A 5747-nucleotide genomic window follows, 5' to 3' on the forward strand; every position below is an offset into this window, starting at 1 on the left:
GACCAATATTTGGGTGGGGAAACTCCTCCAAGTAAGTCAACTCGTGGAAAGAGGAAGCCTAAAGAGCAATCTTTGGAATCCCCCGCTATATTCGGTACTCCGAATTAGCGGCGGGAGGATGTCAATCTCCTGCATACTCTCACATTGGTTGGTGGATTTTGCTATGTTGCAGCTCAAGCTAGTGCTGGTAGGTTCACACTGGGTGACATCGCACTCTACTTAAATACCGTGCTGCAATCCCAAAAATTAGCAATGGCTCTGCCGTTCTCAATTACTTTTCTGTACGAGGCTGCCCTTCACCTTCGCGGACTTTTCTCCCTGATTGAGGGAGCAAAGCCCGTTATTGCAATACCCTCCTTAAATCAGGGACGTCTTGCTCCTACTAACCTGTCCCAGGAAATTAGTTTTGAACAAGTCCAGTTTCGTTATCCGTTCGGTTCCGAATATGCCCTCAAAAAAGTCAATGCCATTCTGCCTGCTGGAAAGGTGACAGCCTTAGTAGGCACAAATGGCTCGGGTAAGAGTACTTTTGTTAAGCTACTCACGCCCATGTATGACCCTACTAACGGTAAGATTGCGATCGATGGAATCCCTTTAAGCGATTACGCTCTAGACTCTTGGCGCAGCCGCGTTGCAGTGATGTACCAAGACTTTGCCCATTTTGCGCTGACGATGAGGGAAAACATAATGGTTGGCGACTTAGTTCTTGGGCAGGATCGTGTTCGTTTTGAAGCTGTAGCCCGTTGGGCGGGGGCAGATAAAGTTGCAGAAACGTTGCCTCACGGCTACAACACTCAACTGACCGAAAAAATGGGATACAAGCCTCGCCCTTCAGGGCGACTTTTGTTTTGGTTTGAGTGTTTGTATATATTGTCTTACTACAAGAGCAGTAGTTAATTGCTTCTGTTCGGCATAAGAAAAGCAACCACTCAAGCTCCTCATCCGTAAGCCTTACTTTAAATATATTTGGTCTGGCCATTCGTGTCCTAAATAGGTTACAGTATTGCTATGAAAGCACGTTACCGCTACCGCGTCTACCCCACTTTGTCTCAACAGTTGGCACTTAACAAGCTGTTTGGAAGTGTTCGCGTGGTGTGGAATGATGCGTTAGCCAACTGTGTTGCCCAATATCAATCAGGAAACAAGAAACCAAAGGGGGCAGATCTACAGAAGCAGTTCATTACCCAAGCTAAGAAAACAAAGGATCGGGTTTGGCTATCAGAGGTTTCTAACATTCCCTTGCAGCAATCCCTCAACGATTTAGAGCAGGCATACCAAAACTTCTTTAAGTCATGTAACGGAAAGCGTAAAGGCAAGCCTGTTAGACCACCCAGGTTTAAGAAGCGTCGGGCAGCTCAGTCTGCAGGTTTTACCAAAGGTGGTTTTAAGGTGCATCAAACATCTGTTTATCTTGCCAAAATAGGTAAGGTAAAGGTTGTTTGGTCACGTCCGCTACCCGCTCAACCGTCTTCTGTAACAATCATCAAAGATGCAGCAAAGCGTTATTTTGTTAGCTTTGTTGTAGAAGTTCAACCCTTAGTTTTACCCCCTACTGATAATGCTGTTGGCGTGGATTTGGGTATCACAACCTTCGCTTGCCTTAGCACTGGTGAGAAAGTGGATGCTCCCAAACCACTCAAAAAACGTATTGTCAGGGTAAGACGGCTTAATAAAAACCTATCTCGTAAAACACGAGGTTCTAACCGATACGAAAAAGCACGTCGTCGCCGGGCCAGACTGCAAGCTAAACTCAAAGATACTAGAACAGATTTTTGGCACAAGTTATCTACTAGGCTGATTCGTGAGAACCAAACGATTGTCCTAGAAGATTTGAATGTCTCAGGAATGCTCAAAAGCCGGAAGCTATCCTTAGCAATTAGCGATTTAGGATGGCGACAATTTAGAACATTCCTAGAAGGAAAAGCCCAAAAATATGGGCGTGAATTTCGCATTATTAGTCGGTGGGAGCCAACCAGTCAAACTTGTTCATGCTGTGGATTTAGAGGTGGCAAGCTAGACCTCAAAATTCGGGAATGGACTTGTTTAAATTGTGAAGCTACTCACGACAGGGATGTGAACGCTGCGATAAACATTAAAGTCGCGGTCGGACATTCGGAGACTAAAAACGGATGTGGAGGAAGGCGTAAGACTGGCGTAAAGTCAGCAGCATCCGGTGAAGCGTCAACCCACCAGGAACCTATACAGTTATCTTTGAATCTGTTTGGGTAGATTGGAATCCCCGTCCCTTTTAGGGCGGGGAGGATGTCAATCGTACATTTCATGATGGCACAGAGCTGTCAGGTGGAGAGTGGCAGAAAGTTGCTTTGGCTCGTAGTTTTATTCGTGACGCTGCACTTGTCATTCTCGATGAACCGACTGCTGCACTTGATGCTGAGGCAGAGTACCAGCTATTTAGGCGTTTCCGAGAGTTGGTTGCTGGCAAAACCGCACTTCTGATTAGTCATCGCTTTTCAACAGTACGAATGGCTGACCAAATTTTAGTCATTGAAGATGGTCAAGTTACTGAATCTGGTAGTCACACTGAACTGATGGCTTTGAAGGGACGCTATGCGACGATGTACAACATGCAAGCAGATCGTTATCTATAGCAGATTTGGACTTTGGACAAGTAAAGGGGAGCGCGCGCGCTCACCCCTCCTATCCTTGGCTCAAGCTAGCGCACTCACGCCGGGATTATAATCTTGCACCGCACATAGACGCCATTTGGCTTCGCCCTCCAATTCTAAAACCTGATCGTGATACTTTAACAAGCTAGAACGGTGTCCGACGCTGATAAAAGTTGTTCCTGTTGCTTGCAGTTGCTTATAGAGGCGTTCTTCGTTTTTGATATCTAAAGCACTCGTTGCTTCGTCCAAAATTGCGTAGCGAGGTTGAGTCAGTAAAAGTCGCGCAAACGCGAGTCGCTGTTGTTCCCCTAATGAAAGAATATCTGCCCAATCTAACACGACATCAAATCCACCCACTCTTTCCGGTAGGTTTGCCAAGTTGACTTGTTTCAAAACCTCGTACAGTTTTTCGTCGGAAACTTCTTGACTCGTGTTGGGATAAAGCAGTTGACTTCTAAGCGAGCCTAAAAGCATGTAAGGACGCTGAGGTAAAAATAGCATTTCGGAAAGATGCGGTCGCACAATCCGGCCCGTACCATTATTCCACAGTCCGGCGATCGCTCTGAGCAACGAACTCTTACCCGTGCCGCTTTGACCTACAATTGCTAAACCTTCACCTGGTTGCACCGAAGCGATCAAGTCTTTGACTAAAGTATGATCGTATCTCGGAGTCAACAAAGTTACCTGTTCGAGAGATAAGCGACCATCTTCCACCGTATCGATTCTAGTAACACCAGGTTTTTGCGATTCTGTCGGATCTTCTAAGGATTCTGAGAATGTGGCTAAACGGTTAACTCCTGCGGCAAAAGCACTCAGTTTGTAAATCTGATCCACAATAATTGAAATTGCATTTAAAACCATGCTAAATGCAAAACTTGCTTGGCTAATTACCCCAAACTCTACCTCCCCTGCAAAATAGCGCGGTGCAATTACCAATGCAGGCAGGATGATAATAATGTAATCATATCCTTGAGTAAAAAATCCCAAATTCCTTTGCCATTCCACCAGTAATTTATAATTGCAAATCGTCTCAAAAAAGCGCCGCTTCACTTCTCCCGATTCTTGATTTTCGCCTCGATAAAATGCGATTGATTCAGCATTATCGCGGATGTGAACCATACCATAGCGGAAATCAGCTTCTTTTTTGAGTTGCTGGAAGTTCAGACCAATCAATCGCTTACCAAAAATCACAGTAACCGTTGTCCCAACAACAGCGTATGCTACTAGGATACCCGCAAGCAAAGGCGAAATTGACCAAAGAATTCCTGTGAAGGCGAATAGGTTAATTATTGAGCTAAGAATAATTAACAGAAAAAACAGGCTGTCCGTTGTAAACGACCTAATATCTTCAGAAACCCGCTGATCTGGGTTGTCGATTTTATCTCGTAAATTAATTTCGTAATAAGCCCGGTTCCGAAAATATCTATTTAGAAAACTATTGGTCAGCCACTGCCGCCAGTATAAACCGAGTAATTCTCTAGTATATCGATAGAAAACAACAATAGGCGTGCCGACAACAAAAACGCTGCCATAGATAAATAAAAGCCGAAAATATTGCTCGGCATCTTTCTTGGAAAGCGCCGTCATAAAGTCTCGGCCTACATAACTAATGATAACGTTGAGTCCGCTAACGGCTAACGATAACAATAGCAAAACCGCCAGGAGTCCTCTAGCTCCGCGTTTTTCCTCCGAAAACCAATAAGGCTTTGCGATCGCCCAAAATCGATTCCACAACTGTCGGTCAAATCCGCTCATGTCTGATTCCTAAAAAGGTAACTAAATTGTAATAATATATCAGGTGTCCGGTAAGACGCATTGGCTAAAAAAGCAGTATAAAATTATACCTCATTATCGGATAAGTAGGTAAATTCTGCTGGTAAAGCACAAAAAGCCAACAACCCTTTCTGTGAAAGAGTGTAACGCAAATTTATATAAAGTTAATTTAGGATAGAAATATCTGAGAAAAGTTACTGATAATGGAGTCTACCGAGGGATTGTCTAGCAGAGACGCGATCGCCCTTGGTAGCCTTCTAAAATAGTTGAACCCCTAATCCTCACCATCTGGCAAATAAGCATGAACATTCTGAGCAATTTACTCACCCAACCCGTCCAACCCGCGCGCAGCAAACAAAAACGCAGAGGCGTTGAAATCAAGTCCCAGCGAGAAATAGAAGTGATGCGCGAGGCGGCGAAGATCGTGGCGACGGTGCTGAAAGAAATTTCCCAGATGGTAAAACCGGGGATGACAACCGCCGACTTGGATGCCCATGCAGAAAAACGCATCCGCCAAATGGGCGCTACCCCTAGTTTCAAAGGTTACCACGGGTTCCCCGGCTCGATTTGCTCGAGCATCAACAACGAAGTGGTACACGGCATTCCCAGCGCCAAAAAAGTGATTCGCGCTGGAGATGTATTAAAAGTAGATACGGGCGCATATTACCAAGGCTTTCACGGCGACTCCTGCATCACCATCCCCGTAGGCGAGGTAACGCCGGAAGCAGCTAGATTAATTCGCGTCGCCGAAGAAGCGCTTTATAAAGGTATCGAACAAGTTAAAGCGGGAAACTATTTACTCGATCTTGCCGGTGCAATAGAAGATCATGTCAAAGCAAACGGCTTTACCGTTGTAGAAGATTTTACAGGACATGGAGTTGGGCGCAACCTGCACGAAGAACCTTCGGTATTTAACTTCCGCACTCGCGAAATGCCTAACGTCAAGCTGCGCGCCGGAATGACCCTGGCAATTGAACCGATTTTAAACGCCGGTTCCAGGCACACACGCATTTTATCGGATCGTTGGACGGCGGTGACGGTAGACAATTCCCTATCTGCCCAGTTTGAACATACCGTGTTGGTGACCGAAACAGGTTACGAAATTTTGACGGATCGGTCAAAAGTTTAATTTAACTAATGGGGAGTTTGAGGGGCTATAAGTCCCGCGCTCTACCTGTAAGGTGAGCGTCGGGATACATGGACACCTCAAGGCTGTTTCGCTGGCTCAATGCCACCGAAACAGCCTTGGAAAGGCAACCTTTTGATACAGTCCCCAATCAACTCTGCACTGGATCTTCCTCAATCATCACGCCTGTAGTAGAAATATGCTACACTAATGCTATCAGC

General features: G+C 45.4%; 4 protein-coding genes and 1 pseudogene. 4 read left to right on the top strand and 1 reads right to left on the bottom strand.

Features of this window, described 5'->3' with window-relative positions:
- Positions 1 to 144: 144 nt before the first annotated feature.
- The 3 genes and pseudogenes from MiSe_RS47345 to MiSe_RS47355 all read left to right on the top strand — a co-directional run.
- Positions 145 to 897, top strand: a complete 753-nt coding sequence (locus tag MiSe_RS47345) for an ATP-binding cassette domain-containing protein (RefSeq protein WP_226594081.1) — start codon at positions 145 to 147, stop codon at positions 895 to 897.
- Positions 898 to 1008: 111 nt separating this feature from the next.
- Complete coding sequence (locus tag MiSe_RS47350) at positions 1009 to 2229, top strand: RNA-guided endonuclease InsQ/TnpB family protein (RefSeq protein ID WP_226594083.1); 1221 nt, start codon at positions 1009 to 1011, stop codon at positions 2227 to 2229.
- Between the two features lie 62 nt (positions 2230 to 2291).
- A pseudogene (locus tag MiSe_RS47355) lies at positions 2292 to 2609 on the top strand (ATP-binding cassette domain-containing protein); the annotation flags it as partial.
- Positions 2610 to 2669: 60 nt separating this feature from the next.
- Here the strand turns inward: MiSe_RS47355 and MiSe_RS47360 are convergent.
- A complete protein-coding gene (locus MiSe_RS47360) occupies positions 2670 to 4382 on the bottom strand; it encodes an ABC transporter ATP-binding protein/permease (protein WP_226594085.1) in 1713 nt (570 codons plus the stop codon).
- A gap of 319 nt (positions 4383 to 4701) precedes the next feature.
- Between MiSe_RS47360 and map the strand changes: the two genes are divergently transcribed.
- Positions 4702 to 5529, top strand: coding sequence for a type I methionyl aminopeptidase (gene map / locus MiSe_RS47365; RefSeq protein WP_226594089.1), 828 nt, complete (start codon positions 4702 to 4704; stop codon positions 5527 to 5529).
- Positions 5530 to 5747 lie beyond the last annotated feature (218 nt).

The organism is Microseira wollei NIES-4236, from assembly GCF_020521235.1.
GTDB lineage: Bacteria > Cyanobacteriota > Cyanobacteriia > Cyanobacteriales > Aerosakkonemataceae > Microseira > Microseira wollei.